The sequence below is a fragment of the Bacillus sp. FF-1 genome (assembly GCF_028548245.1).
In the GTDB taxonomy this organism is placed as follows: domain Bacteria; phylum Bacillota; class Bacilli; order Bacillales; family Bacillaceae_G; genus Bacillus_A; species Bacillus_A paranthracis.
In genome coordinates this window covers 1-26553 of the sequence record NZ_JAQQGG010000006.1, presented here as the reverse complement: position 1 = coordinate 26553, position 26553 = coordinate 1, and the positions used below count along the sequence as shown (strand labels likewise).

30 protein-coding genes are annotated in these 26553 nt (G+C 36.6%); 23 read left to right on the top strand and 7 right to left on the bottom strand.

The features are described 5' to 3' along the window. Window positions 1–103: 103 nt before the first annotated feature. Complete coding sequence (locus tag PQF83_RS19360; RefSeq protein WP_000991342.1) at window positions 104–355, bottom strand: hypothetical protein; 252 nt, start codon at window positions 353–355, stop codon at window positions 104–106. Between the two features lie 221 nt (window positions 356–576). On the opposite strand from PQF83_RS19360, the gene PQF83_RS19355 reads away from it, so the two are divergent. The 4 genes from PQF83_RS19355 (at window position 577) to PQF83_RS19340 (ending at window position 2061) form a co-directional block, all read left to right on the top strand. Continuing rightward, window positions 577–714 carry a hypothetical protein gene (locus PQF83_RS19355; RefSeq protein ID WP_000359816.1) on the top strand — a complete coding sequence of 46 codons (138 nt, stop codon included), beginning with the start codon at window positions 577–579 and terminating at the stop codon, window positions 712–714. A gap of 39 nt (window positions 715–753) precedes the next feature. Then, the gene (locus PQF83_RS19350) at window positions 754–1284 is read left to right on the top strand and encodes a general stress protein (RefSeq protein WP_001055607.1); all 531 of its coding nucleotides are present in this window, start codon (window positions 754–756) and stop codon (window positions 1282–1284) included. Window positions 1285–1409: 125 nt separating this feature from the next. Next, complete coding sequence (locus PQF83_RS19345; protein ID WP_001996867.1) at window positions 1410–1613, top strand: DUF4028 family protein; 204 nt, start codon at window positions 1410–1412, stop codon at window positions 1611–1613. Window positions 1614–1749: 136 nt separating this feature from the next. Then, on the top strand, window positions 1750–2061 hold the full coding sequence (locus PQF83_RS19340) for a YbjQ family protein (protein ID WP_000637511.1): 312 nt from the start codon (window positions 1750–1752) through the stop codon (window positions 2059–2061). 556 nt (window positions 2062–2617) lie between these two features. Here the strand turns inward: PQF83_RS19340 and PQF83_RS19335 are convergent. From PQF83_RS19335 to PQF83_RS19325, 3 genes are all read right to left on the bottom strand, one after another. After that, window positions 2618–2923 (bottom strand): hypothetical protein, encoded by a 306-nt coding sequence (locus PQF83_RS19335; RefSeq protein WP_000266262.1) that lies wholly within the window; start codon window positions 2921–2923, stop codon window positions 2618–2620. Between the two features lie 117 nt (window positions 2924–3040). Beyond that, a complete protein-coding gene (locus PQF83_RS19330) occupies window positions 3041–4033 on the bottom strand; it encodes a zinc-dependent alcohol dehydrogenase family protein (protein ID WP_000546065.1) in 993 nt (330 codons plus the stop codon). 194 nt (window positions 4034–4227) lie between these two features. Then, window positions 4228–5073, bottom strand: a complete 846-nt coding sequence (locus PQF83_RS19325; protein WP_001083673.1) for a helix-turn-helix transcriptional regulator — start codon at window positions 5071–5073, stop codon at window positions 4228–4230. Between the two features lie 178 nt (window positions 5074–5251). Between PQF83_RS19325 and PQF83_RS19320 the strand changes: the two genes are divergently transcribed. From PQF83_RS19320 to PQF83_RS19310, 3 genes are read left to right on the top strand one after another with little or no spacing between them, the layout of a single operon-like run. Continuing rightward, entirely contained in the window at window positions 5252–6421 is a 1170-nt protein-coding gene (locus tag PQF83_RS19320; RefSeq protein WP_048519793.1) for an MFS transporter, read from the top strand. Next, complete coding sequence (locus PQF83_RS19315; protein ID WP_000252035.1) at window positions 6421–6816, top strand: carboxymuconolactone decarboxylase family protein; 396 nt, start codon at window positions 6421–6423, stop codon at window positions 6814–6816. The genes PQF83_RS19320 and PQF83_RS19315 overlap by 1 nt, the downstream gene beginning before the upstream one ends. Window positions 6817–6848: 32 nt before the next feature. Continuing rightward, a complete protein-coding gene (locus tag PQF83_RS19310; protein WP_154214273.1) occupies window positions 6849–7013 on the top strand; it encodes a hypothetical protein in 165 nt (54 codons plus the stop codon). Between the two features lie 136 nt (window positions 7014–7149). Here the strand turns inward: PQF83_RS19310 and PQF83_RS19305 are convergent, their stop codons facing one another. Further along, window positions 7150–7290, bottom strand: a complete 141-nt coding sequence (locus PQF83_RS19305; protein WP_000273537.1) for a YflJ family protein — start codon at window positions 7288–7290, stop codon at window positions 7150–7152. Window positions 7291–7443: 153 nt separating this feature from the next. Here PQF83_RS19305 and PQF83_RS19300 point away from each other — a divergent pair, with 153 nt between their 5' ends. Continuing rightward, window positions 7444–7806, top strand: coding sequence for a hypothetical protein (locus PQF83_RS19300; protein ID WP_000582791.1), 363 nt, complete (start codon window positions 7444–7446; stop codon window positions 7804–7806). Window positions 7807–7833: 27 nt separating this feature from the next. Here PQF83_RS19300 and PQF83_RS19295 read toward each other — a convergent pair whose 3' ends face one another. Beyond that, window positions 7834–8019 carry a YhzD family protein gene (locus PQF83_RS19295; RefSeq protein ID WP_000539553.1) on the bottom strand — a complete coding sequence of 62 codons (186 nt, stop codon included), beginning with the start codon at window positions 8017–8019 and terminating at the stop codon, window positions 7834–7836. A 168-nt stretch (window positions 8020–8187) separates the two neighbouring features. Between PQF83_RS19295 and PQF83_RS19290 the strand changes: the two genes are divergently transcribed. From PQF83_RS19290 to PQF83_RS19275, 4 genes are all read left to right on the top strand, one after another. After that, entirely contained in the window at window positions 8188–9429 is a 1242-nt protein-coding gene (locus PQF83_RS19290) for a metallophosphoesterase family protein (RefSeq protein ID WP_002163730.1), read from the top strand. Further along, complete coding sequence (locus tag PQF83_RS19285; RefSeq protein ID WP_272792308.1) at window positions 9426–12350, top strand: ATP-binding protein; 2925 nt, start codon at window positions 9426–9428, stop codon at window positions 12348–12350. Before PQF83_RS19290 ends, PQF83_RS19285 begins: the two co-directional genes overlap by 4 nt. A 41-nt stretch (window positions 12351–12391) precedes the next feature. Then, entirely contained in the window at window positions 12392–13336 is a 945-nt protein-coding gene (gene yhaM / locus PQF83_RS19280) for a 3'-5' exoribonuclease YhaM (RefSeq protein WP_000726642.1), read from the top strand. 258 nt (window positions 13337–13594) lie between these two features. Next, window positions 13595–14056 (top strand): Imm30 family immunity protein, encoded by a 462-nt coding sequence (locus tag PQF83_RS19275; RefSeq protein ID WP_000351977.1) that lies wholly within the window; start codon window positions 13595–13597, stop codon window positions 14054–14056. A gap of 302 nt (window positions 14057–14358) precedes the next feature. Here PQF83_RS19275 and PQF83_RS28600 read toward each other — a convergent pair whose 3' ends face one another. After that, window positions 14359–14406, bottom strand: coding sequence for a hypothetical protein (locus tag PQF83_RS28600; RefSeq protein WP_242269834.1), 48 nt, complete (start codon window positions 14404–14406; stop codon window positions 14359–14361). 435 nt (window positions 14407–14841) lie between these two features. On the opposite strand from PQF83_RS28600, the gene PQF83_RS19265 reads away from it, so the two are divergent. The 11 genes from PQF83_RS19265 to glpD all read left to right on the top strand — a co-directional run bounded on the left by PQF83_RS19265 (window position 14842) and on the right by glpD (window position 26187). After that, window positions 14842–15786, top strand: coding sequence for a ring-cleaving dioxygenase (locus tag PQF83_RS19265; RefSeq protein WP_000272995.1), 945 nt, complete (start codon window positions 14842–14844; stop codon window positions 15784–15786). Window positions 15787–15830: 44 nt separating this feature from the next. Next, window positions 15831–16808 (top strand): ring-cleaving dioxygenase, encoded by a 978-nt coding sequence (locus tag PQF83_RS19260; protein ID WP_001072547.1) that lies wholly within the window; start codon window positions 15831–15833, stop codon window positions 16806–16808. A 256-nt stretch (window positions 16809–17064) separates the two neighbouring features. Beyond that, window positions 17065–18159: a response regulator aspartate phosphatase gene (locus tag PQF83_RS19255; protein ID WP_000500571.1), complete on the top strand. Its 1095-nt coding sequence runs from the start codon at window positions 17065–17067 to the stop codon at window positions 18157–18159. After that, window positions 18159–18365 (top strand): Phr family secreted Rap phosphatase inhibitor, encoded by a 207-nt coding sequence (locus tag PQF83_RS19250; protein WP_000736509.1) that lies wholly within the window; start codon window positions 18159–18161, stop codon window positions 18363–18365. The genes PQF83_RS19255 and PQF83_RS19250 overlap by 1 nt, the downstream gene beginning before the upstream one ends. 230 nt (window positions 18366–18595) lie before the next feature. Beyond that, window positions 18596–19468: an alpha/beta fold hydrolase gene (locus PQF83_RS19245; RefSeq protein ID WP_140157328.1), complete on the top strand. Its 873-nt coding sequence runs from the start codon at window positions 18596–18598 to the stop codon at window positions 19466–19468. An 80-nt stretch (window positions 19469–19548) separates the two neighbouring features. After that, window positions 19549–19749 (top strand): sporulation YhaL family protein, encoded by a 201-nt coding sequence (locus PQF83_RS19240; RefSeq protein WP_000449227.1) that lies wholly within the window; start codon window positions 19549–19551, stop codon window positions 19747–19749. A gap of 173 nt (window positions 19750–19922) precedes the next feature. Beyond that, on the top strand, window positions 19923–20774 hold the full coding sequence (locus tag PQF83_RS19235) for a DUF2935 domain-containing protein (protein WP_000554476.1): 852 nt from the start codon (window positions 19923–19925) through the stop codon (window positions 20772–20774). Window positions 20775–21256: 482 nt separating this feature from the next. Beyond that, window positions 21257–21817 (top strand): glycerol uptake operon antiterminator GlpP, encoded by a 561-nt coding sequence (gene glpP, locus PQF83_RS19230; protein ID WP_000394287.1) that lies wholly within the window; start codon window positions 21257–21259, stop codon window positions 21815–21817. Window positions 21818–22045: 228 nt separating this feature from the next. Beyond that, a complete protein-coding gene (gene glpF / locus PQF83_RS19225; RefSeq protein ID WP_001272193.1) occupies window positions 22046–22867 on the top strand; it encodes a glycerol uptake facilitator protein GlpF in 822 nt (273 codons plus the stop codon). A gap of 13 nt (window positions 22868–22880) precedes the next feature. After that, window positions 22881–24371: a glycerol kinase GlpK gene (gene glpK, locus PQF83_RS19220; protein WP_000759991.1), complete on the top strand. Its 1491-nt coding sequence runs from the start codon at window positions 22881–22883 to the stop codon at window positions 24369–24371. 133 nt (window positions 24372–24504) lie between these two features. Next, window positions 24505–26187, top strand: coding sequence for an aerobic glycerol-3-phosphate dehydrogenase (glpD, locus tag PQF83_RS19215; RefSeq protein ID WP_000672807.1), 1683 nt, complete (start codon window positions 24505–24507; stop codon window positions 26185–26187). Window positions 26188–26553 lie beyond the last annotated feature (366 nt).

Sequence of the window (26553 nt, the reverse complement as noted above, 5' to 3'; positions counted from 1 at the left end):
CCTATTGTATTAGGGGGTCTCGTTTTGAATAGAGGAAATCATTTTGAAGTATAAAACTATGTATGAAAAATAACAATCGAGGGAATAGGGGGTAATAAAACCTTTAAGAAGGAAAGAGTGTTCTTAAAGCTCTTTTTGCATCTATTCCTTCAAATATAAATAATACAAGCTCTCTCTTTTTTACAGTAAGGAAAAATGATACTAATGTGCTTAAGTTTTTAATAGAAGTAAGTGTTCCTCGTTTACTTATAAATACATTCGTTTGAAATGTTGTCATTAAAGCATAAAAATGATGAATCTGCGTTATTGTAGGTGTTTCATTATAAAGAATAGTAGTAGAGTGAATGGCGTTCATCGTAATTTTCCTTTCCATATAATAAGCATAACAATATAAACGTACCCGTTTTAAAAAATGTTAAACATATAAATAAGAAAAAATATAATTATAGTTTTTTACGTTTAGAAAGGGGGAAGAAGGGTATACATATACCATAAAGAGATTGACCGAAGATGGATTGTAAAGTTTTAGTCTATAAAAATATACTTTTACTTTAAATAAAAAGGAGACTGTTACATATGGATAAAATGATAACGGATATTACATTTGATTTCATTTACTTGTTAAGTAGTTCTCTTGTAGTCCTTTTATTATTAGCATTTTTCGTAAATGGTTATGTGAATAAAAAAATAAGTGTATATAAAAACGAAGAGTAATAAAGATACGTTATATAAAATTTTAGGAGGTTAATAGTTATGAATATGGATAGAAAAATAGTAGGTGTTTTTCAAACAATTGATGATGCGGCACTCGTTATTAATGAATTAAAGGAAAAAGGATACCCGGCAGATAACATTTCAGCTATTGCGAAGGATCAAAAGGAAATTGAACATCTGGAAGAAAAATCAGGTGAGAAAGTGAATCATGAAACTGCACATAAAGGAGATATCTTTTCAGCGACAGGACTTGTAGCAGGAGGAGTAGCAGGTGGACTCGGAGGTTTATTAACAGGCCTTGGTGTACTTGCTGTATCTGGACTGGGCCCAATTGTAGCAGCGGGACCGATCGCAGCAGCTATTGGGGGAGCCGGTATTGGCGGAGGAGCTGGAAGTTTAATAGGAGCATTTATAGGATTAGGCATTCCAGAAGAACACGCTAAGAAATATGAAGAATACATTTACGATGGAAATATATTAATTTTAGTAGATGCAAAATTAGATGATAAGTTAGAAATCTATAAAATATTTGATAAGCATAATGCTTATAACTCTGATTTCTTTAAATAAAATGTAAACAAAGTAAATATCGTTTTTGATCTTACAACTTTGGCGCGACCGAGGAGTCGTATGACTATAAGAGAGGAAGGGCTTATGGTAAAAGATCAAGTTTAAGAGAGAAGGGGTGTCTTGTCGTGATTGTAAAAATATTAAAGGATAGTAATAATAGTTTCCTTTGTACAGTGCAAAATAAAAACGGGGATCAGTATGTGAAGAAATGGTTTCGTAAACATGAAAACAATGAAGAATTAGGACGACCAACTTTTAAAGAAGTAGAACGCGACTGGAAAGAAAATAGGGAATCGTTTATGTATCCTAATGTTAAAGCACTTTATTAAACAAAATAGTCGCTGTATTCTTACAAAACTGTCACATTCCTGTAAGGTAATTCAATAGATTCGTTGCTTGTTCCATGTCATAATAAAGACATAAGAAAGCTAATTAAAACTACAACTTATTAGGAGAGTGTCAGTCATGATTGTAACAACAACGTCTGGAATTCAAGGTAAAGAAATTATTGAGTATATCGATATTGTAAATGGTGAAGCTATTATGGGTGCAAATATTGTCCGCGATTTATTCGCTTCTGTTCGTGATGTTGTCGGTGGTCGTGCTGGTTCTTACGAAAGTAAGCTAAAAGAAGCTCGTGATATCGCAATGGATGAAATGAAAGAACTTGCAAAACAAAAAGGTGCGAACGCTATCGTTGGCGTTGACGTAGATTACGAGGTTGTTCGTGATGGAATGTTAATGGTTGCTGTAAGTGGTACAGCTGTACGTATATAAGTAAATAAAAAAACAGGCTCACCCCTTGAAGATTATGCTTTGAGGGGGTTTTTTTGTTCATAACTAAAGGTAAGAGGGAGAAGAGCTGATATACTAGCCTGCTTATTTCAAATGTAGTATATTATTCTTGAAGATAAAAGTAATAATATGGAAAAATGTTAACTTTATGACAAATAATAAAATTATTATTTGAGGTAAGAAGAGAAATAATAGTATGAATAGCTTTAGAGAGTGTATAGTTGATAGAAATAAACGATTGAGCATGTAAAGAGTTATATTACATAAAATTTATTATGGATGGAGGCGATTATATTATGTTTTGGTTAGGATGTTTTTTAGGATACATTGTAGGCTCAGTTATTACATGCGCTCTACTTTACTATGGGTATAGATCTAATGAAAATAAAAAAGCGAATATACAAAAGAGGGAGGAGAGGAAAATCAATCAAAAAGGTGTATAGGATGTGGAAGGTACGGTGATAACGTTGATGCAAAAATAAAGGACAGTACATATTTTATATGACTATTATGTACTGTCCGGCTTATTCTTTTTGGATTAGGAAAAATTGTTGCCTGTCTTACTATAAATTTCATAGGCGAAATAACCAAATAAATAGCCTATTCCAGATCCTAAACTAACTGAAAGCAGGGAGAAGTCCGGGAAAAACATACCGAAAATCAAACCGATTATACAGCCAACAAGCATTCCTATAGGTATGAGACTATCTAATAAGTTTTGAGCTTCTTTTGATTTTTTCTTACCTAATTTTCCGTTCTTATATTTATGTTCCAATCTTTTTATTACAAATACTACAATTCCCCCGACTAGTATAACAGGCCAAATTGCCGAAATTAACCACATGTGAAAATCTCCTTTCACCTTTTAATAGAATTATACCAGATACTTACAAATGTTCGCTCTTAAAGGTATTATCTAGTCTATTTAAAAGGCCAATCAAAAAGCCCACTTCAATTGTAGTTAATAACTAGTCAAAAATACTTTCCCTTTCGTTTTCTCAGCAGACTGCACAACATCAACTGCTGCTTTCACATCCGCTAAGTCATATGTAGAATGTACTTTCATAAAACGTAATTGCTTATTTTCTACTAAGTGAATTAAATGACGAAACGTCTCTTGCCATTTATATGGCGTTACTTCTTTATTCCAATGCCGTAAATGAAATATGTTCGCGTGCACTTTTGCTTTCGTGACAATCTCTGCCCAGTTAACTTGTACACCTGATAGAAGACCGATCGTTAAAAAGTGCCCGTTTGGACGTAAGGAGAAAGCCAATTCATTTCCATCTGATCCCCCGATAGAATCAATTGCAGCATCCGCGCCGAGCCCGTTCGTTAATTCCATAACGGTTTCATAAAGCGGGGTAGTGGAAGTATCGATTACATGGTGGGCACCAAGCTCAAGTAATTCCTCTGTATGTTTACTATTTCTTGTCACGGCAATGAGTCGGAAGTTTAAAATGTGTGATAACTGCGCAAAAAGATGACCAATTGCGGATCCACAAGCATTCACTAATAAAACATCATTCTGTTGTAAGTTTAACGTTTCTGTACATGTAACCCACGCCGTAAGAGGATTAATATACATTTGTGCCGCTGTAAAATCATCGATGGAATCAGGAATAGGGACTACAAAATCAGCTGATGTTTTCACATATTCTTGCCAAGTACCTTCTCCGCGTAACGGTAAAACACGTTTGCCGATAAGTTCTCTAGAAACAAAAGCCCCTACATCTTCTACAATGCCAACACCTTCATAACCAGGTATGTTAGGTAACGGAATTCTATGTGCGTACGCTCCGGTTATTGGAATTAAGTCAGATGGATTAATCGGTCTAACTAACATACGAACTAGCACTTCATTATCTCTTAATGGTTCTATATTTTTATATTCAACTTGTAATACATCTTTTGGATTGCCGAACTTGTGAAATTGAATGTGTTTTCCGTGCAAGATAAATGATCCCCCTTAGTTTGATTGGGTTTATTATAGCATTTTTAGTTTGAAGGGCTATTTTGTTGAAAATGAATAAAAGGGAACAAAAGGCTATTATTCTTCTCGTTCTAGTTTGTAAGGTTTAGCCTAGTATTGCATAATTTGCAGTGTAGGCCTTATGTTAATAATCAGTATGAGTATGTATTTTATATTTAATTGGAAGTTAATTGTAGTAATTGTCTTAATTTATTTAAAGTTTCTGGGTCTTTAGGTCGATACATAGTTAGTTTTAAGTCTGGAGCGTCATACACCCGGAATGTAATATGTTCGAATAATAGTGTGCCTACTATTGGATGATGGATTTCCTTTTTTCCACTCGGTGTACCGAGAACATCGTGAGCGGGCCACCATTCTTGGAACTCTGCGCTAATAGCCATTAATTCTTCCACTACTTCTTTGAGCCATTCTTCACCAACAAAACGACTACATGTAGCTCTAAATTGTGCTAAAAGTCTCCTTGCATGGGCCTCCCAATCATTTGCTAATAAGGTTCGATATTCTTGGGAGGCAAAACATCTCCAAACTGCATTTCTTTCTTTGAAACTCATAGTTTCAAAATCTCCAAATACTGCACTTGCAACACGGTTCCAGGTTACAACATCCCAAAGTTGATCTGTTACATATATCGGGTAAAACTTTAAATCATCTATAAAATTTTGTAGTACAGGGCTTACTTCGTCATCAGTTTTTAAAGGCTTTTCAGGAGGTAACTGTTGATGAGCTAATAAAAACATATGCTCACGTTCTTCTTTATCTAAGCGTAAGGCATCAGCTAAACTTTCTAAAGCCTGTATTGAGACTTGGATATCTCGGCCTTGTTCAATCCACGTGTACCAAGTTACCCCAATATTAGCTAGTTGTGCTACTTCTTCACGACGTAATCCTTTGGCTTTTCTGCGTGAACTAATTGGTAATCCAAAATCTTGTGGAGAAAGTCGGTTGCGTCTAGACTTCAAAAAATTTCCGAGTTCTTTTTTTCTTTCCTGTTCACTGTTCATAAAAAGCCCCTTTCTTTAAGGTAGTACTGTTAATACTAGTATAACTGGATATCTATTTACATTAAAATATTTGTTTTATATTAAAGTTGTAGTTTTGATAAAGGGGGTGAATAAAGTGAATAAAGCCAATGCTTCTGTACAAGAAAACCCAAGAGTTACAAAGGGAGTAATCTTTTTCATGGCAGTTGCTTGTGGATTTACAGTGGCGAATGTGTATTTAAATCAGGTTTTGCTTGTAAGCATGGGGAAGACATTTAATGTAGCAGCAGCATCTATTGGTATTGTAGCCACTTTAACACAAGTAGGATATGCTTTAGGGAATCTTTTAGTAGTACCACTTGGGGACATATTTGAGAGAAGAAAATTAATTTTAACGTTGCTATGTGCAGTAAGTCTTTCACTAGCAGCAGCCGCTATTTCACCAAATGTGACTTGGCTTGTGGTGACCAACTTTTTGATAGGGATTTGTACGGTTATTCCTCAGATAATTGTACCCCTTGTAGCTAGTTTGGTTGATGAAAAGGTGCGCGGAAAGGTCCTAGGAAATGTAGCCATAGGCTTGGTATGTGGGATTTTAGGAGCACGTTTTGTTAGTGGCTTGATTGACGTGCATTTTGGTTGGAGAGCAATGTATTGGGTCTCCTTTGCAAGTATGCTGGTAATCATTGTACTCACAAGACTTTTACTACCCAAAAGTCAAGGGGTTGCTTCTATGAAGTATAGTGAGTTATTGACTTCATTAGGCCCCATGTTTATACAAGAAAAAGTACTGCGTCAAGCTTGTATAAGCCAAGGAATGATATTTGGTGCATTTAGCGTGTTCTGGACAACTCTTGGCTTCCTTCTACAATCACCTTCTTATTCATATGGAAGTGATGTTGTAGGATTAGTTGGGTTAGTTGGAATAGGAGGTGCATTTGCTACTCCTATAATTGGGCGGGTAATTGATAAAAAGGGTCCAATTTATGCGAATACTCTTTGTATGACAATTACATTCATAGCATTTATTATTTCTATTACGTTAGGTTACTGGTTAACTGCTTTAATTTTATCTGCATTATTAGTAACTGTAGGTACACAAGCAAATCAAGTTGCATGTCAAGCCAGAATATTTCAGCTCTCCCCAGATAAACGTAGTAGATTAAATGGACTGTATATGGTAGCCACTTTTTTAGGTGGGGCACTTGGATCGTATATAGGGGTATTAGCTTGGAGCAATTGGGGTTGGCTAGGAGTTTGCATAACAGGTATGGTGATGGTGAGTTTAGGATTTACGAGTCTTTTAAACATGAAAAATGAGGTTAAGAGCTTAAAAATGGTTGAAAATATGAAAAGGGGCGATGCATAATGGTAAGGAATGAAGAGAATTATCGAAAAGGTCTAGATATTCTGAAAAAAATAGACGAGGAGAATTATCAAGCGATTGTCGATAGTTTTAAAGATTCTATTGCACCAGATTTAGGCACATTAGCTGTTGAATTTAATTACGGACAAATTTTTTCAAGACCAGGATTAGATTTAAAGTCTCGTCTATTAGCTACAGTAGCTGGGTTAACGGTATTAGGAAATACGCAACAACTTAAGTTTTATATTAATGGAGCTTTAAATGTAGGGTGGACAGAAGAAGAAATTGTAGAAGTAATGATGCAAATGTTGATTTATGGTGGTTTTCCAATAGCTTTAAATACGATTTTGACAGTTGCTACGGAAGTATTTGAAGAAAGAAAAATGGCAACAAAGTAAAAAAACGTAAGGGATGGAGAATAATATGATTATTGATAGCCATGCACATAGCAGGTTTAATGGAAAATAAAAATGTCTTTGTGAATGAAAGACATAATTTTACACTAGTTGATGTTGCAGTTGAACCCTTACAAGGAGGTGGATTTGAAATTAATGACACTGATTTACGAGCAGCTAGATTTGCTATGGATACATAAGTGGATTGGTGAGCATACGGAATTAATTCTCACGGATAAACCTTATGTTAAAGAGATGGATAAAGATACTACCATGGAAGGGTTTCCTAATACTCTGACAAGAAGCCACTTGAAAAGTGGCCTCTTCTATTTTTTATTAAGCCGAAGCTCTCTTCATTCTCTCAAGTAAACTAGATAACACATGCGTACGATACGATTCTAGTTTTTTGCCTTCATAAGTACGGATACCTAATTTTTTTAGTTCTTTTACATACCAACCTTTGCTTCCGAAATACATGTGATCGCTCCCCTTCAACTTTGTTTTATTTGTTCTGATTGCATATGGAGGTACAGGTAATATAATGAAGGAAATGAATTTCGCGCGAAAATGGTTAACTTTGTTGCAAAAGACATATATACTAAAGATAGTATATAACGAGGTGGACAAGACGTGATTATAGAGAAGCACGAAATTCAAATTGACCAAATTACGAGCGGTAAAGTGAATATCTTTACTTTCTATAGAAATAGAAAGCAAATTGATGATCAGTTTTTACGATTGCAAGAACCATCGCTTACAGCAAACTACTTCTTCCATTTTCATTTTGATGCAGAGAGCTTGCATCTACTGCAGGAAGAGTTTCAGGGCGTATATCCGTACGACGGTAGTGAAACGATTCACGACTGGACGGAAAAGATGAAAGCAGAATTGCAACATCAGATCCAAACAGGAAAATGGAATAAACGCGTACGTATCGGTAATCGCATTCTAGATGTGGTGTTTACGTGGTGTGATGAAGATATAGTAGAGTGAAAAAGAAGCGGATGACGCTTCTTTTTTTTAGCGCTGGAATAAAACGAGCTTACCTGCAGAAGATGTGCAGCGATGTGTTTTTTCATACAATCCTTTTTCTCGTAAAATAGATTCACCTTTTGCTTTCGCTTCTTTTTCAGTTGCCGCCTCGAATGATTCGTCTAATGCTTTTGAACCATCTTTTTCAAAGACTGTTAGAACGTATACTCCCATGAAAATTCCCTCCAATAATAAAAATCAGAATCTTATAACTATTTTGGCATAAATCACTAGAATATGCAAAGAAATATATGACATTGCGTGGTAAAATAAAGTGAAAGTTTTATGGACATTAGATTTACTATTCGTAGTAAAGTACGGAAAAAGAAAGGATCGTTATTTGTGAAACAAGTGAAGTTTATACATGCGGCTGATTTGCATTTGGATAGTCCGTTTAAAGGGATGGAGATGAATGTACCGCAGTCTGTTTGGGAGAGAATGAAGCAAAGTACGTTTGAATCGTTCGAGCGTATTGTTGATAAAGCGATTCAAGAGCGCGTGGATTTCGTATTGCTAGCCGGGGATTTGTATGATGCGGAGACGAGAAGTTTGAGGGCGCAAGTGTTTGTGCGTGAGCAAATGAAGAGACTTTCGCAGTACGATATCCCTGTTTTTATTATTCACGGTAACCACGATCATTTAGGGGGAAGCTGGGCAGCAATTGAGTTTCCGGAAAATGTTCATGTGTTTACGGAGCCTTACGTAGAAGAGAAATCATTTTATAAAAATGGTGAGCTATTAGCTTCTATTTACGGATTTAGTTATTTGCAGCAAGCGGTAACGGATAATATGACAGCGCAGTATACGAAAATGAGTGATGCGCCTTTTCATATTGGCATGCTTCACGGAAGTGTGGAAGGTGATGCAGAGCATAATCGCTATGCACCGTTTCAAATTCGTGAGCTAAAAGAAAAGCAGTTTGATTATTGGGCTCTTGGCCATATACATAAACGTGAAATTTTATCAGAGGAGCCATATATTATTTATCCGGGTAATATACAAGGGCGCCATCGTAAGGAAACGGGCGGGAAAGGTGCATACCTGATTGAACTTACGAAACAAGGATCGCATTGTTCATTTTTCCATACGGCGGATGTTGTGTGGGGTGAGATAGAAGTGAATATTGATGGACTTGAAACTGTTGATGAACTTATGACGAGTGTGTCAACTGCGATGAATGAGTGCCGAAGAGAAGAGGAAGGGACGCTATTAACTGTCGTATTTACAGGACAAGGCCCACTTTCTCCGTATTTACGTGACGAAAAGCGTGTGGAAGAGATTTTTCATATTTTAGCAGCTGGCGAAGAGCGAAAAGATTTCGTGTATGCGATGAAGTGGAAAAATGAGACGGTTTCTTTTGCAGAAATCGAGCGTTTGAAAGAAGAAAATCATTTCGTCGGTAGTGTGCTGAAGGAGTTAGAAGCTTTCACTAATATGGACGGCGTGTTGCGCAGTATTTGGATATCTCCTATAGCGCGTAATAGTATTGAATCTTTTACAGAAGAAGAGAAGAAAGAGATTCAAAAGGAAGCGGAAAATATTATTTTAGAACAATTATTCCAGCAAGAGAGGGATAAGAAATGAGAATGGAAAAACTCCATATTTATGGATACGGAAAATTAGAAAATGTGGAAATGGACCTTTCAATGCTGACGGTGTTATACGGTGAAAATGAAGCAGGGAAATCAACAATTCGCTCGTTTATGAAAAGTATTTTATTCGGTTTTCCGACGAGAGGACAGCGCCGTTATGAACCGAAAGAAGGCGGGAAGTATGGCGGAGCAATCACTGTGCAAACAGAGAAGTACGGCCGTTTGAAAATTGAACGATTGCCAAAGACGGCTGTTGGTGAGGTAACTGTTTATTTTGAAGACGGGAAAACGGGCGGCGAAGAAATTTTACACGATATATTAACCGGGATGAATGAAAGTTTATTTGAATCGGTCTTTTCTTTTGATATGCATGGTCTTCAAAACATTCATCAGCTAGGCGAAGCGGATATCGGCAATTATTTATTTTCGGCAAGTGCAGTCGGAAGCGATGCGCTATTACAGCTAGATAAAAAGCTAGAAAAAGAAATGGACCAGCGCTTTAAGCCGAGCGGGCGTAAACCGGAAATTAACGTGTCACTGCAAGAGATGAAGAAACTTGAAGAGAAGATGAAAGAGTGGCAAGGGAAAATTGGCACGTATGAAAAGCAAGTGGAGCAGTTAAAAGAAAGTGAAGAGAAACTTGCTTCTGTTCGCGCAGAAAAAGAGAGTGCAGAAAAGCGAAAGCAAGATTATGAAATATTAGTAGCGCTAGAGCCTCTCGTTATTGAAAAGCGTGCGTATGAGAAAGTGTTAGAAAACGAGAGCAGGCAATTCCCTGTAAACGGAATGGCGCGCTATGAAGCGATTAAGGCGAAAATGGAGCCGCTCCAATTACAAGTTGATTCGCTGCATAAAAAAATAGAGAATGTGCAGTCAGAAATAGAATCGATTCAAATAGATGAAGAATTTTTACAAAAGGAAAGTTATGTAGAAGAACTTCGTATGCAGCATATGTCTTACGAAAATGCACGCCAAGAAATGCGTGATATAACAGGAACGATTACGAATATAAAAGAAGAGCTTGCAAAACTCGAGCAACAAATCGGTGCTACTTTTGAAAAAGAAACAGTCCTTTCGTTTGATATGAGTTTGGCAACGAAAGAGTTAATTACGCAAGCAGTACAAAAGGCGCGCGAATTAGAAACGCAAAAAGCACAGCTTGATGATCGTTTTAAAGTAGCGCAAGAGCAATTAGAAGAACAAGAAGAAAATATAAGACAAATTCAGAAGCAAATGTTAGCGGATGAAGAGCGAAATACGTTAGTTGAGAAAGAAAAATCGTTCCAAGATGCGGCGTTTATCGGTATGGGCGCTGAGAGAATGAAGCGCAAATATGAGGAAAAAGCAGGAGCAGCGATGCAAAAGAAAAAACAGTGGCAAAGAGTTTGTCTTCTGTTACTTCTTATTAACACAGGCGTGTTATTCACAAGCTTATTTATAGATAACCGCCCGCTCTTATTTATTAGTGTCATTGTTTTTGTAGGGATTGTTCTTGCTCTTGTTTTATATAAAGATCCGTCAAGTGGGTTACAAGAAGAGCTCCTTACTCTTCAGCAAAGTGCTGGCGGGAGACAAAGTGAAGAAGCGATGTCTGTTCGTTATGAGTTAGAAAAAGACGAAGAAATTCGTAAGTTATTTGAGCGTGAGTCATATAAATTGCAGCAAATGGAGCGAGCGTATGATAAAGTCGTTTCATCGTATGAGGAATGGGAGAGAGAAACGTTCCGCACGAGCGAACAAGTCAATGTGTATAAAAAGCGCTATACGTTCCCTGAATTTTATACGTATGCACACATATTGCCGGCATTTGAGCGTATGGAAAAAATGCAACAATTATATCGTGAATTAGAGAAGCAAGGTGCGCGAAAATCTTCATTATATGAAATGATTTCGCAATTTGAACATAAACTAGAAACTGTTATCGGTAGCGCGGAGTATAGTAAGCTGCACGAGGCGCAAAGTCGAATGCAAAATGAGAAAGAAAAACGCCAAACTTGTAAGCAGTTAAAAGAAAAACTGACGGAATGGCAAGAAGAATATGAGTTTATGCAAGAACAATTAAAGCAATTACTAGTAGAACGAGACAGTTTATGGCATATTGCAGAAGCTACAAATGAAGAGATGTTTTTAGCAGCAGGTAAACTAGCGGAAAAACGTGAAGATGCGGAGAAGCAAGTAGGACGTTTATTACCGCAAATTGATCTTTTAGAACAACGTTTAACGAGTTTATCATTAGCTGAACATTATGAAGCTGACGGTTATGATGAAAAATTAAAGCAAGAACTGACAGCCGCGCAAAACTGTCTGGCACAAGAAAAAGAACTGACAGAGCGTATTGCACAGCATCGTATGGAAATTGCGAATTTAGAAGAAGGTAGTACGTACGGTGATTTAATGCATGAATGGGAAATGAAAAAAGCGCAAGTGCGTGAGCAAGTGAAGAAGTGGGCTGCGTATGCGGCCGCAAAGACAGTGTTAACGAAAACGAAGCAATATTATCATGAAGTACATCTTCCTCGTATTTTACAAAAATCAGAAGAGTTTTTTGTGTATTTAACGGGCGGACGATATAGTAAAATCTTTTCACCGTCAGAGGCGGAGCCGTTCATCGTTGAGCGTAACGACGGTATGCGTTTTTATAGTCATGAATTAAGCCAAGCGACAGCTGAGCAGTTGTATTTATCGCTGAGATTTGCATTAGCGAAAACATTTGAGCATGATTATCCATTTATTATTGATGATAGTTTCGTGCACTTTGATGCGGTAAGGACGAATCGTACGATTGAACTTATAAAGGAAATTGCAAAGGATAGACAAGTCATATTCTTTACATGTCATGCGCATTTACTCGCGTATTTTACAGAAAAACAGATTATAAAATTAACGCATATGCGTAAAGAAAACGAGTTGTAGTGTGCTATACTAAAAGTAACTGATTTGGTGGAGGAATTCGAATGAAAAAGAAAATTGCAGAGTATGAAGTTGGTGAACAAGTCGATGTTTTCTTGTTAATTAAAACAGCGACAAAAGGTATCGCAAGCAATGGAAAGCCATTTTTAACAGTAATCTTACAAGATCCAAGTGGAGATATTGAAGCGAAATTGTGGGACGTATCACCAGAAGTTGAGAAACAATATGTAGCGGAAACAATTGTGAAAGTAGCTGGTGACATTCTAAACTACAAAGGCCGTATTCAATTACGTGTGAAACAAATCCGAGTTGCGAATGAAAATGAAGTAACAGACATCTCGGACTTCGTAGAAAAAGCGCCAGTGAAAAAAGAAGATATGGTTGAAAAAATTACGCAATACATATTTGAAATGAGAAATCCAAACATTCAACGTTTAACAAGACATTTATTAAATAAGCATCAAAACGAATTTTTAGACTATCCAGCAGCGACGAAGAACCATCATGAGTTCGTATCTGGATTAGCTTATCACGTCGTATCGATGCTTGATTTAGCGAAAGCTATCTCAAATCTATACCCATCGTTAGATAAAGATTTACTATATGCAGGCGTTATTTTACATGACCTTGGTAAAGTAATCGAGTTGTCTGGTCCAATTTCCACAACATATACGTTAGAAGGAAATTTACTAGGTCACATTTCGATTATGGTGAACGAAATTGGTAAAGCAGCAGATGAGCTGCAAATCGATGCAGAAGAAGTATTAATTCTTCAACACATCGTGCTTTCTCACCACGGAAAAGCAGAATGGGGTAGCCCGAAACCACCATTAGTAAAAGAAGCAGAAATTCTGCACTACATCGATAACTTAGATGCAAAAATGAACATGATGGACCGTGCATTAGGACGCACAAAACCAGGCGAATACACAGAACGTGTCTTTGCTCTTGATAATCGTTCGTTCTATAAACCATCGTTCCATAATTAATAGTGTGAATAAAGTGGCCTCATTAAGTGTTAATACGCTTAGTGAGGCTGTTTTTATAAAAAATGAAATGAAATAGTTAAAAAGATAGTACAGGATTTTCAGCTATTGAATACGCTAGAAAATTCCCATATAGATCAAGTTTAATTGAAGGGGTGAGAAAATATGGATAAAAAAGAGTCTGTTAAATTTATTGAAAAAGCTGGGGCCAGTATTGTTTCAAAAAATATAATAAATAAAACATGGAAAGGATGATTACCTTTGGATATTAAGAGTCATCTAAAAAGACTATACGATAATCGTTTATTAGAAAATGAAAATGAGATACGAGATTTTAATGAGTCATTAATGGAAGTAATAGAGTACAACGACGTCTCTGTTATTACAGATTTATGTTTAGTTTTGGATGATGAGACTGAGCAATTTGAGGTTATGTTTGGTTTAATTCATGAAATAGAGAGCTTATATAAAAATAATATAGAAGAAGGACTTGTATGTATTGCTAAAGCTGTTCCGAAGATGATTAACTCAGCAAAAGAATGGGTAGAAATTTTACATTATAGAATTCTTAATCACCCTCAAGTAAGATTAGCATATGGAAAAGTACTTTCGGAATTTGATCCATCAATTACGATTAGTATTAAAGAATTATTGATTGATATAAAAAATGAAGACCCTGATATGTTTAGTGAATCTGTTAATGAGGTAATTAAGAGCATCTAATGTTTAAAGTTGGAAAGATATAAAAGCACATAAGGCAAGTCAACAAGAAAAGAACTTATTATTGTAGTGGAAAGAAAAAGAATAGGTTGTTTAAAAGTGCATACTCTAGATGGTACAACCATCATAGAGTGCTATGTGCAATGATAGAAGAAGAAAACGAGGTACGAGGTTAGGAGAATGACATTTTACTGGGTGATGAATATAAACACACGGAATGTATATAAAACTAACGAACTCGTACAAACTCGTAAGATTTAACGTAGTAGTTGTCATGACATGTAAAAGGAGGCTAGTCTCTTATCTTACTTAAACTCATACCACCAACATCTATGATCAAGGTATCCTTTCAATCCATTAAGTTGCTCATCTGGTGTTTCATAGGGTGAGCAAGCTCCTGATTTGATGATGTTTTGTTTTGTTGATGGCGTTGCAGCTTTAATTTAGAGTGACTGTTCTTTTCTCCACTCATGTTTTTAATATTTACTAAACCATTCTCCAGTCCAAAATGTTATGCAATAAAAAAATATCTCGAATTTGAGATAAATCTCTTGCTTTTTAATCACTTGAGGTGTAAAGTGATAGTAACGAAAGCGATTGAGTCATATGAAAAACATACACTCAGTTGCTTTCGATAAAAAACAAAGTAAGTTATGCAGTAAAAACTAAGATGAATTTACAAAAACATAATGAAGAATAAATTGAAACGTTAAAAACCATATTAGTTGTGGGAAATGTTATTTTTTTAGTTATCACTTGACTAGTAAAACGAAACGGAGGAATAAACAATGTATGAGATTAAAGGGCATCATCACATTTCGATGGTTACGAAAAATGCAAATAAAAATAATCATTTTTATAAAAATGTACTTGGTTTACGTCGCGTGAAAATGACAGTGAACCAAGATGATCCATCAATGTATCACTTATTTTATGGAGATAAAACAGGAAGTCCAGGTACGGAATTAACGTTTTTTGAAATTCCTTTAGTAGGAAAAACATATCGCGGTACGAATGCCATTACTCGAATTGGGTTACTCGTTCCTTCAGAGGATAGCTTGCATTACTGGAAAGAACGATTTGAGACATTTGATGTGAAACATAGTGAAATAACAACATATGCAAATCGTCCTGCTTTGCAATTTGAGGATGCTGAAGGTCTTCGCTTAGTATTACTCGTTTCAAACGGAGAAAAAGTAGAGCACTGGGAAACTTGGGAGAAATCAGAAGTTCCTGCAGAGCATCAAATTCAAGGAATGGGTTCTGTGGAAATGACAGTTCGTAGACTTGATAAAATGGCGAGTACACTTACAGAGATGTTTGGTTATACAGAGGTTAGCCGCAGCGAAGAGGAAGCGATTTTTCAGTCCATTAAAGGCGAGGCTTTTGGAGAAATCGTTGTGAAATATTTAGATGGCCCTACTGAAAAACCGGGCCGCGGTAGCATTCACCATTTAGCAATTCGTGTGAAAAATGATGCAGAGCTTGCTTATTGGGAAGAACAGGTGATACAAAGAGGCTTCCAGTCTTCAGGAATCATCGACCGTTTCTATTTTAAAAGCTTATATTTCCGCGAATCAAACGGAATCCTATTTGAAATTGCGACAGATGGACCAGGATTTACAGTTGATGGAGATGTGGAACATTTAGGAGAAAAACTTGATTTACCACCGTTCCTAGAAGATCAGCGTGCAGAGATTGAAGCGAATTTAGCACCTATTGAAGAGAAGTAATAGAAGAGAAAACATAAATTTTAAAACCATTGGAGGAATATAAAATGAACCAATTAAAAGGAATTCACCACGTTACAGCAATTACAAGTAGTGCAGAAAAAAACTATGAGTTTTTCACTCACGTTTTAGGAATGCGTTTAGTTAAAAAAACAGTAAACCAAGATGACATTCAAACATATCATTTATTCTTTGCAGATGATAAAGGTAGTGCAGGAACAGATATGACATTCTTTGACTTCCCAGGTATTCCAAAAGGAGTACACGGTACGAATGAAATTTCAAAAACTTCATTCCGCGTGCCAACTGATGCAGCATTAGAATATTGGGTAAAACGTTTTGACCGTCTGGAAGTGGAACATACAGGAATTAAAGAACAATTCGGTAAGAAAACTCTTTCTTTCGTTGATTTTGATGACCAACATTATCAATTAATCTCAGATGAACTTGATAAAGGAATCGAATCAGGTACACCATGGCAAAAAGGTCCAGTTCCATTAGAATATGCAATTACTGGTTTAGGCCCTGTATTTATCCGCATTGCGAACTTTAGTTTCTTCAAAGAAGTGTTAGAAAAAGTTCTATTATTTAAAGAGGTTGCGCAAGAAGGAGAATTCTATTTATTTGAAGTGAACGAAGGCGGAAACGGTGCATCTGTCATTGTAGAACATAATACAGTTCTTCCAGAAGCACGACAAGGTTTTGGTACAGTGCACCATGCTGCATTCCGCGTAGAAGATCGCGCTGTATTAGAAGAATGGATTGAGAGAATCAGTAGCGTAGGGCTTCCTTCATCTGGTTATGTAGACCGTCACTTCTTCGAGTCATTATACGCAAGAGTTGCACCACAAATCTTATTTGAATTTGCAACAGACGGCCCAGGATTTATGGGAGATGAGCCATACGAAACACTTGGCGAAAAATTATCTTTACCTCCATTCCTAGAGCCAAAACGTGAAGAAATCGAAAAATTAGTTCGTCCAATTGATACAGTGAGAAGTACGAAGGAATTTATTAAAGAGTAACAATAGAGATAGTAAGTAGGAGAGCAAGTAGTTTTAGCGGAACGCTGAAACTGCTTGCTCTTTTATTTGCCCTATAAAATTTTCTGAAAAATGTTTCTCAAGTTTTTTAAATAGAAATATTTGGTATAATTCATTTAAATTATAAATTTTCTGACAATTGTTTTTCAATACATAGAAAAGAGGTGATACTATACAATTTTGATAATTGTATAAATATCCTAATTTTGTAAGTTTGGAGAAAAGGAGATGCGGGTGTATGGGAGCAGATGTAGTAACAAAGGAGCAAATGAAACATTCTTTAGATGATTGGTATCGTGTAATGTTGCAGCAAAATATAGAGAAGGCCACAGAAATGAAAGAGGAGATTGAAAGTAAGATTAGTGGGCTGGATGTGGATCAGGATGTATTGCTTTATCATGCATTGTTGAATTTTAGGTATCAAGTTTTGAGTGATTGGGTTTCCATTAAAGAAGGTAACTTTAATCAAGTAGAACCTTTTGAAGTTCCGCAAGAAGGTTTGCTAGCTTATTATTATCATTTGTTTAAAGCGCTTTATTTTAGAATGGTTGAAAATTATGAGGAAGCTAGTAAAGAATTTGAACAGGCAGAAAAATTATTAGAATACATTCAAAATCCTTGTGAAAAAGCAGAATTTAATTATCGTTTAGGTGAATTTTACTATCATACATACCAGGAAGTGAAAGCTATTCACCATATTCAAAAAGCGAAAGAAGAATTTATAAATCATCCTGAGTACCAAATTAATGTTGCATTATGTGAAAATATATATGGTTTATGTTGCGTAGAATTAAAGCAATTTGAATTAGCTGAAGAAAGTTTTAATATTGCTTTAGATGTATTCCAAAGATTAAATCATAAAAAGTACGTTCTGATGATTAGAAACAATTTAGGCTGGTTATATGGTACTCAAAATCTATCTGATTTAGCCATTCGTCATGCTTCTGAAGTTGTTAAGAAATTACCTAAACATTATAAAGCGATTTTTACAGTGGCTGAAGAGTATTGTAAATTGGGTGAATTTGAGTTAGCGCAAAAATATATTGCGATGGGAATTGAAATATGTAACGAATTAAAAAATAAAGAATTTCAATATCGTTTTATGATATTGGAAGAATTGAATAAGGGCTCTAATGCAAATGAAATGGAGAAAATTGTATTAGAAAGCATTGCGTATTTTGAAAGTAAAAATCTGTTAGAATGTATAAAAGAATACAGTGAAAAATTAGCAATGCAATTTTATGAAGAAGGTAATCATATCAAAGCAAGTAAATATTTTTATATAAATAATAAAGCGAATAAAAAATATTTAGAAAAGGGAGCTTTGAAATAATGAAAAAACTTAGCAAATTAATAACGGGATTAGCACTTTTGGGGGCTTTAGCCATAGGATTAAACAGCTCTACTGAATCTAATCAATACGCTAGTCGAGGAGACACAGGAGGAGCGCCAGCAAGACCAGACTACGTTAACATTGGCGACACAGGAGGAGCACCAGCAGATAATAGAGGAGACGGCGGCGGAGTAAGCCAACTATAATAACAAAGAAAGGGACCTCACAACGAGGTCTCTTTTCTTTTTACGACTAAAAACAATTGACTTACTTTAAATGTGTAACTATAATGGTTACAAAATAACCATCAGTAATAGAAGTAAGTAATATTTTTTTAATATAATTGTAACTATTACGGTTACGATTAAAATTAATTATAAAACAACCAAATAATGTAAAAACTTTAAATAGCAACAAGAGAAAGGAGACGGGAATGTTGAAACGGTTTAAGTTTTATATGATTAGCGGTATTGTGCTCGTTTTACTTATCGTATGTAACTTCGTTGATAAGCCAATTGCGAAGGTTGGAGAAGTAAAAGATACTGTTATGATGAAGCTGAATACGAAAGAGAGTATGGCACAAATTGACGGGCAGACGATTTATTTTAAGAAAATTGGTGAGGGGAAACCACCTTTACTTATGCTGCACGGGTTTGGTGGTTCTTCAGATGGATTTAGTGATATTTATCCGGAACTTGCGCGGGACCACACGATTATTGCAGTGGATATTTTAGGGTTTGGGCGTTCTTCTAAGCCAATTGATTTTGAGTATTCGTTTCCTGCACAAGTGAATTTATATTATAAGTTAATGAAAAAGCTCGGATACGATCAGTTTGCGGTGCTCGGTCATTCAATGGGCGGAGAGATGTCACTGAATTTAGCGTATTTATATCCGGACGCAGTGACGCATCTCATTTTAGCAGACTCTACAGGAATTGAATCTTTCCAGCAAAAAGAAAGTTATGAAGTGCCGCCGTTATCGACAGACTTACAAACTGTAACTGAGATTACGGATTACAATAAAAATGAAGTGAAAAATAGTCGTGACGATAAAGAGCACTATGATCAGCTGACGAAAATGAGAGAGCGCCGCATTGCGATGGAAGCCGATAAAATTAAGGTGCCGACTTTAATTATATGGGGACGACACGATAAGAGTGTTTCTTGGAAAAATGGTGAACTGTATCATGGACTATTTGCAAATAGTACGTTTCATATTATTGAAAAGGGATACCATGCACCGTTTCGCCAGGAACCAATCGAGTTTATGGAATATGTACAAGCGTTCTTCGCGAAGAATCCACAATGATAAAATTTTAAGCATAAATGTACTTCTTTCCTCATACAGTGAAACTAATAAGGCTTGTCTAAGGAAAGGAATGAAGTAGAGTGGAAACTTTACCATGGTGGGTGTATCTTGTAATCGTTGGGATCGTATTAAGTGGCTACATGGTTTTATATACTTCAAAAAAAGAGCAAGAGATGGATAATGAGTTTATTGAAAAAGAAGGCGAAGTGTACATGAAGCGCTTAGCAGAAGAGCGCGAGAAACGTAATCAGGATAGTGATAAAGATTCTGTATTGCTTTAATAGAAATGTTGAAAGGCTATTATCTAGTAGAAGTTTACATCTAGGTGGTAGCCTTTTTCTTTGTTGGGAAGCATGTATACGAAATTCATTATGAACTTTTATTGAGGGCATTTATATATATGTTTCTTCATAAGAATGGAACTAGCGGGGTATTTTACTGGGGGGGATTAACAATGCATAGGGATGAGACTCCATTACATCCGGATACAGGTGTTACATCTGTAATGTTTGTTGAGCGTTCATTAAATGAAATTCGTTTTTGGTCTAGAATCATGAAGGAGCATTCTCTTTTTCTTCGCTTAGGGTTTAGATGCGAGGATACGCAACTAATTGAAGAGGCGAATCAATTTTATCGATTGTTTGAACATATTGAACAAATAGCGCATTCCTACACAAATGAAACAGATCCTGAGCAAATCAAAAGATTTAATGCAGAAGTACAACAAGCCGCAACTAATATTTGGGGATTTAAACGAAAGATTTTAGGGTTGATTCTCACATGTAAATTGCCGGGACAAAATAACTTTCCACTGTTAGTTGACCATACGAGTAGGGAAGCTGATTATTTTAGAAAACGTTTAATGGAATTAAATGAAGGAAAATTAGATGCTCTTCCTGATGCTATTATTAAAGAAAATGTTTTCTTTTTGAGGATTATGGCAGACCATGCTAAATTTATTGGCCATCTTCTTGATCCATCGGAAAGAAAGCTTGTAGATACAGCGCGAAATTTTAGCAATGATTTTGATGCATTAATGTATCAAGCAATTGACTTAGAATCAATGAAACCACAATCCCAAACTGTCCCTCTTCTAGATCAATTTTTAGATCAAAATCGTGTGTCGGTTGCATCTCTTCGGGACTTTAAGAAAACAGCACGTGATTTAATTGAGCAATGTAAAATAAAGAGTATCATCCACCCATTATTGGCAGACCATGTCTTCCGTGAAGCTGATAGATTTCTTGAAATCATTGATATGTATGATGTTCATCTTACAAATATTCAATCACAACCTAGATATTAGAAGGTAAGGAAAGATACTATTTTGCTTTCAGTTGAGAAGTTAACACTGAATTGTTAGCTTCTTTTTTTGAAGAAAAGGTTTGAAAATGAAACTTTACGTTATTCTTTCTGGAGACTGATAAGAAAGGATAGCGTATTTTTTATGCCCCATTTAGTCTTTATTCGTATTAATTCTTTGTATTATTGTTCGGGAAATTATTATAGAAGAAAAATATCTGAAACCTACATTGTATAGCACATGAAATAGCACCATTACAACCTGTAACGCACAAGTTGCACAGCCAACGCAACGACAACTTGCTTTACTCATCATCATGTATTTGCTCTTACTAGACGTAGATAGGTGAGAAACATCGTATGATTTTTAGTGAACGTTTAAAAGAAGAACGAGAAAAATGAAAGAAATCCCCTACACCAGCTGTTCTTTTCACTCAAATTGTGTACTATAAAGGATAGGATGACATAAAGAAGGGGACATTTAGAATGGAATTTCATGAACAAAAGATTTTGCCGGCAGTGAGGCAAATTAAAGATTTGGAAAAGCTATTACATAGTTCGTATGAGTATATCGTTATTTTAGATATTCATGTCGGTCAATTGAAGAGTGTTATATCACTTGCGAAGCAATATTGTAAAAAGGTGTTTTTACATGTGGATTTAATTCATGGCTTGCAGAGTGATGGGCATGCGACGGAGTATTTATGTCAGGAGTTTAGACCGTACGGGTTACTTTCAACGAAGGCGAGCGTCATTATGAAGGCGAAGCAAAAAGGTGTTGTGGCAATTCAGCGTATTTTTTTAATCGATTCGAGTGCAATGGAGAAGAGTTGCAATCTTTTAGAAAAGACGAAGCCGGATTATATAGAGGTGCTCCCAGGAGCGTTAACGGATGTGATCGCTGAAGTGAAAGAGCGTACTGGTGTACCAATTTTAGCGGGTGGTTTTATTCGTACTGTTGATGATGTAGAGAGAGCTTTAAATGCTGGTGCGACAGCAATTACGACATCAAAACGCGAACTATGGAAACATTACCAAAAAAAGTGACGAAAATGTGAAATAATTCTGTTGACACCGCTTTCATTAACGGTTAACATTATAGACAAGTTAATAAACGTGACGGAGAAAAGTAGAGATCCACATTTCATTGTTTCTATATAAATTTATATAGAAGCGTGCAAAGCTGTGGGTCTTTTTCTTTTGACAAAAACGAATGGCCATTCATTTTACCTCTATCACATTTGAAAGCGTTTAAATTGATTGTGGAGGGATACTATGTCAGCATTTTTAGGAGAGTTAATAGGGACTGCGTTGTTAATCGTACTTGGTGGCGGCGTTTGTGCTGGTGTAAGTTTAAAGAAGTCGTTTGCGAAAGATTCTGGTTGGATTGTTATTACAATGGGCTGGGGCTTAGCGGTAGCGGTTGCAGCGTACGCGGTTGGATCAATTAGTGGGGCACATTTGAATCCAGCTTTGACGATAGGATTAGCGTTTAAGGGAGCGTTCCCATGGAGTGACGTACCTGGTTATATCGCAGCACAAATGATTGGGGCAATTATCGGGGCAGTTATCGTATATTTACATTACTTACCACACTGGAAAGAAACAGAAGATCCAGGAACAAAGTTAGGTGTATTTGCAACAGGTCCAGCAATTCCGAACACATTTGCAAACCTTTTAAGTGAGATGATTGGGACATTCGTTTTAGTATTTGGTATATTAGCAATTGGTGCAAATAAATTTGCAGATGGATTAAATCCATTTATCGTAGGTTTCTTAATTGTAAGTATTGGTTTATCATTAGGTGGAACGACAGGATACGCAATCAACCCAGCACGTGATTTAGGTCCGCGTATCGCGCACTTCTTCCTTCCGATTGCAGGAAAAGGCGGTTCAAACTGGAAGTATGCATGGATTCCAGTAGTAGGTCCGATTTTAGGTGGATCACTTGCAGGATTATTCCATCAAGTTGTATTTGAAGGAAAACAAAATGCAGCACTTATTTATGTGATTATTGCAACTGTGATTGTACTAGCAATCTCTTATATGACAAGCAAAAAAAGTGGAAGCAATACAAATAGTAGAAAAGTAGCATAAGGGGGAAACCATTATGAAAAAATATATTCTTTCATTAGACCAAGGAACAACTAGCTCACGCGCAATTCTTTTCAATAAAAAAGGTGAAATTGTTCATTCAGCTCAAAAAGAGTTTACGCAACATTTTCCAAAGCCGGGCTGGGTAGAGCATAACGCGCAAGAAATTTGGGGATCTATTTTAGCGGTTATCGCAACTTGCTTAAGCGAAGCAGATGTAAAACCAGAACAAATCGCTGGTATCGGTATTACGAACCAACGTGAAACAGCGGTTGTATGGGATAAAACGACTGGTAAACCAATTTATAACGCAATTGTATGGCAATCTCGCCAAACAGCTGAAATTTGTGATGAGTTAAAAGAAAAAGGTTATAGCGAAATGGTTCGCGAAAAAACAGGTCTTTTAATTGACGCATACTTCTCTGGTACGAAAGTAAAATGGATTTTAGATAACGTTGAAGGTGCAAGAGAGAAAGCAGAAAACGGCGATCTATTATTCGGAACAATTGATACGTGGCTTGTATGGAAACTATCTGGTGGTAAAGCGCACGTAACGGATTACTCAAATGCATCACGTACATTAATGTTTAACATTCACGACTTACAGTGGGATGATGAACTTCTAGACATGTTAACAGTACCAAAGAGCATGCTTCCAGAAGTACGTCCATCATCTGAAGTGTATGGAGAAACAATTGACTATCACTTCTTCGGTCAAAATGTACCGATTGCCGGTGTAGCTGGTGATCAACAAGCGGCATTATTTGGACAAGCTTGTTTCGGTGAAGGTATGGCGAAAAATACTTACGGAACTGGTTGCTTCATGCTAATGAACACTGGTGAAAAAGCGGTAGCTTCTGAGCATGGCCTATTAACAACAATTGCATGGGGAATAGATGGTAAAGTAAACTATGCATTAGAAGGAAGTATTTTCGTAGCAGGTTCTGCAATTCAGTGGTTACGTGACGGAATGCGCATGTTTAAAGATGCAAGTGAGAGTGAAGTGTATGCGAATCGCGTTGAATCAACTGACGGTGTATACGTTGTACCAGCATTCGTAGGATTAGGTACACCTTACTGGGATAGTGAAGTACGCGGCGCTATGTTTGGTGTAACACGCGGTACGACGAAAGAGCATTTCATTCGTGCAACACTAGAATCTTTAGCTTACCAAACGAAAGACGTATTATGCGCAATGGAAGCAGATTCAGGTATTGAACTGAAAACATTACGCGTTGATGGCGGAGCAGTTAAAAATAACTTCTTAATGAAGTTCCAAAGTGATATTTTAGATGTTCCTGTAGAGCGTCCAGTGATCAATGAAACAACAGCTTTAGGTGCAGCGTACTTAGCTGGTCTTGCGGTTGGATATTGGAAAAACCAAGATGAAATTAAAGAACAGTGGCATATGGACAAACGCTTTGAACCAACAATGGAAGCGGAAACAAGCGAAGAGCTATATGCTGGATGGAAAAAAGCAATTGAAGCAACAAAAGCTTTCAAATAATCATAAACAGTGTTATAATGGTGACAAGTTAATAATTCGGTAGGAGATTTGGAGAGACCACAACACGCTATAGAGGCGAAATCTATAGCGGAGTTTGTGGTCTCTTTTTTCGTTATCAAAGGGAGGAATTACCATGAAATTTTCAAGTAAACAACGTAAAGACGTATTAAACGGAGTAAATAAACAAGAATTAGATGTGATCGTAATTGGTGGAGGTATTACTGGTTCTGGTATTGCATTAGATGGAGCAACACGCGGATTATCAACAATTGTGTTTGAAATGCAGGACTTTGCAGCAGGTACATCAAGTCGTTCAACGAAGCTTGTACACGGTGGTCTACGTTATTTAAAACAACTTGAAGTGAAAATGGTAGCAGAGGTGGGGAAAGAGCGTGCGATCGTATATGAGAACGGTCCCCATGTAACAACACCAGAGTGGATGTTACTTCCGTTCCATACAGGCGGTACGTTCGGATCATTCAGTACATCAATTGGTCTTCGTGTATATGACTTCTTAGCAGGTGTAAAACGAAGCGAGCGCAGAAAAATGTTTAACCGTGAAGAAACGCTGAAGAAAGAGCCTCTTGTAAAACAAGAAGGATTAAAAGGCGGCGGTTACTACGTAGAATATCGCACTGATGATGCGCGTCTTACAATTGAAGTAATGAAAGAAGCAATTGAGCACGGCGCAAAAGCTGTTAACTACGCAAAAGTAGATAGTTTCTTATATAAAGATGGAAAAGTATGTGGTGTACGTGTAATCGATTTACTAGATGGTGAAGTATACGAAGTTTACGGTAAGAAAATTGTAAACGCAGCTGGTCCTTGGGTAGATACACTTCGTGAAAAAGATAACTCGAAAAAAGGAAAAGTACTTCAGTTATCAAAAGGTGTTCACTTAGTAATTGATCAAAAACGTTTCCCATTAGGTCAAGCGATTTACTTCGATACACCAGATAAACGTATGGTATTCGCGATTCCACGCGGAGGAAAAACATATGTAGGTACAACAGATACGTTCTATGATAAAGACGCAGCTGTACCACAAATGACAACAGAAGATCGCACGTACATCATTAATGCGATTAACTACATGTTCCCAAGCGTAAAAATTACGGAAAAAGACATCGAGTCAAGCTGGGCTGGTGTACGTCCGTTAATTTACGAAGAAGGTAAGAGTGCATCTGAAATTTCTCGTAAAGACGAAATTTGGACTTCTGAATCTGGTTTAATTACAATCGCAGGTGGTAAATTAACAGGATACCGCAAAATGGCTGAAATGGTAGTAGACTACGTAACAAACTTACTACAAAAAGAAGGCCATAGTGCATATCCGAAGAGCTCAACGAAACATATGCCAATCTCTGGTGGACATGTAGATGGCTCTAAAGGATTACCAGCATTTATCGCGAAAAAAGCAGGCGAAGGTACGAAATACGGTTTAACAACAGCACAAGCAGAAGAATTCGCGAAATTCTACGGCTCTAACGTTGACGTACTATTTGACCTAGCGAAAAAACATAAAGATGAAGCGAAAGAATACAACATGCCGCTAGACGTTCTAATCCCACTTGTATACGCAATGGATTACGAAATGACAGCAAAACCAGTCGACTTCTTCGTACGCCGCAGAGGCGCTGTATTCTTCAACATCCACTGGGTATACGAGTGGAAAGAAGCAGTAATCAACTACATGGCTGCAAAACTAGGCTGGAGCAAAGAAGAGCAAATGAAATACACAGCAGAACTAGAAAAAGCATTAAGAGACGCTGTCATTCCTGTAGATCAACAAGAGCATGCAGCTGCATTAGCGTAAAATAGAGAAACACCTGAAGAGAAACTCTTTAGGTGTTTTTTATCTTGACTAAAAATAAATAAAATGTGTTACAATGATGGTAGAGTATATAGTATGAATTTTGCATAAAATAAAGAAGACAGAAGCCTGAGAAACTTCTGCCTTTGTAACCTAACTTGCTATTGTGGTGGTAGTAGGTGCGGTTATAAGACAATTACATTAACGTTTTAGCCGAGAACCGCCCTTACCTTTTCCACGAAGTGAACCGCACCCAATTTGTTAGACAAATAACTAACAATTGGAGGTGCGGTTTTATTATGTCTAGAAAATATAAATTCGAATTAAAAAGAAATGCCGTTGAACATTATTTAAATACAAATGATTCTT